This is a genomic window from Mesorhizobium sp. M7A.F.Ca.AU.002.02.1.1, from assembly GCF_003998535.1.
Taxonomy (GTDB): Bacteria; Pseudomonadota; Alphaproteobacteria; order Rhizobiales; family Rhizobiaceae; genus Mesorhizobium; species Mesorhizobium ciceri.
This window is the reverse complement of record NZ_RZPB01000937.1, coordinates 1-2,018: the sequence shown is the minus strand read 5'-3', so window position 1 is coordinate 2,018 and position 2,018 is coordinate 1. Positions and strand designations below refer to the sequence as shown.

General features: G+C 60.7%; 2 protein-coding genes. One reads left to right on the top strand and one right to left on the bottom strand.

Annotation, left to right across the window (positions count from 1 at the left end; translation table 11 throughout):
• Nucleotides 1–16 precede the first annotated feature (16 nt).
• Nucleotides 17–613, top strand: a complete 597-nt coding sequence (locus EN879_RS33525; protein ID WP_013525101.1) for a hypothetical protein — start codon at nt 17–19, stop codon at nt 611–613.
• Between the two features lie 500 nt (nt 614–1,113).
• Here EN879_RS33525 and EN879_RS33520 read toward each other — a convergent pair.
• Nucleotides 1,114–2,018: SLC13 family permease (locus tag EN879_RS33520; RefSeq protein WP_206521054.1), on the bottom strand; the 905-nt coding region annotated here is incomplete at its 5' end.

Genomic DNA, 2,018 nt, shown 5'->3' with positions numbered 1-2,018 from the left:
ACCAAGGACAAATCAGATGAAAACCGTAACAGGCCTCTTCGACAATTATGATCAAGCAAGCGACGCTGTGGGCGAGCTTGAAGCCACGGGCGTTCCGCACGACGATATTAGCATCGTGGCGGGTAATTCGGGCGGCCGGCTTACGGGCGAAGCGTCGGAGGCTGGCGAGGATGCGGCAGCAGGGGCTGGTGTCGGCGCCGTAGTCGGCGGGGCCGGCGGCCTGCTCACCGGCCTTGGCCTGATGGCCATACCTGGTCTCGGCCCCGTGGTTGCCGCGGGCTGGCTGGCGGCGACTGCGGTCGGCGCTGTCGGCGGTGCCGTGGTCGGTGGCGCAGCTGGCGGCATCATCGGCGCGATGACAGAGTCCGGTGTGCCGGAAAGCGACGCACATGTTTATGCCGAAGGCGTTCGGCGCGGGGGAACAATGGTTATAGCCAGGGTCGAAGACGACCTTGTCCCCGACGCGGAACAGATACTGAAGCAATATAATTCCGTCGACATAGCCCATCGGCGAACCGAATACGAAGCAGGCGGTTGGACCGGCTTCGATCCAACGGATGAAGTCTACACAGGTGATGACCTGGAAAGCGCCAGAGGTCGTCGCAACGTGTGAGATGAAATGACTGGGCGGCTAACAGCCGCCCTCGTCCTTCCTGCGCGATGTGCAACGCTGGTATCTCAGGTAGCACCAAGATCGAATGGTCGTCGCGACGACTTGCAGTTCACCAGGGCCCTGCCGCTGAGCAACACACGACTTGTGATGCTGATCGCAGCCCGAAAGGGCCTCGTATTCTCGAAGAAAGAGTTATCGGCCTGTCGTCATCACGAAGGTGAACCGGCTTTTCCTAGGTGAGAAACGACGTCAATACTCCGCCAAGCCCCTGACAATCTCGCTGCGGTGTATAGTCCATGGCCTAAGGTTCGTTTGCTGGCTTTCCCTTTGCCCCGATAGAGCGGCCGGAACACAGTTTCTGTTGCCGCGGGCGGGACGAGAGGGGAACTGCTGGCGACACTGACCGCAGGTTGGCCAGCCCGCGTCAGGCTTGCGCGGCGACCTCATTCACGAATGTGGTGTCGTGTGGGATTTCCAAGAAGACATCCGAATATCGGATGTCAGTTCATTGGCCAGACGATCATAAGCATCGGCACAGCAACAATGACTACGAGGAAAGACAGGGGCAGTCCCAGACGCGGATAGTCGCTGAAGCGGTAGCCACCCGGCCCCATGACAAGCGTGTTGCACTGGTGTCCGATCGGGGTGAGAAAATCACAGCCGGCGCCAATGGCGACAGCCATCAAGAACGGTTCGGGCCTGTAGCCCAGATCACTAGCAAATTCGGCGGCGATAGGCGCCATGACAAGGACGGTGGCGGCATTGTTGAGGAATGGCGTAACGGCCATGGCGGCGACAAGGATGAGCGTCAGTGCGCCGGACGCCGGAAGGAGGGTCCCCAGTCTGGCAAGCTCGCCGGCAACTACTCCCGTAGCTCCTGTACTGCGTAGTGAATCGCTCACTGGAATGAGAACGGCGAGCATGACGAGGATAGGCCCATCGAGCGATTGGTAAACATCGCGGAGCGGAATGACCTTGAAAAGCACAATCGCGACCGCGGCCGCGAAAAAAGCGACGGAGACTGGCAGCAGCCCAAACGCCGTCGCCACCATGGCGAGAGCAAGGACCACTACCGGCACGATACCCTTGCGGACGCTGCCAAGAAGGATAGCCCTTTCTGCCAGCGGTAAGCAGCCGAGTTCACGAAGTATCTCGGGCATTCTCGCTGCACTGCCCCGCAAGACGACAACGTCCCCGAGCCTCAGCTCGACTGCGGCCAGCCTGCGGTCGAGGCGCTCCCCACGACGGCTGACGGCCAGGAGGTTGACATTGAAGCGATCGTAAAGGGCAAGGCGCTGGGCGGTCCAGCCGATCAAAGAGGAGCTTTCACCGATTACGGCTTCGATAGCGACCATTTCGTTGGTGGTGTCGTCACCACCGCCCCTATCCCCGGTCACGCTGAGCC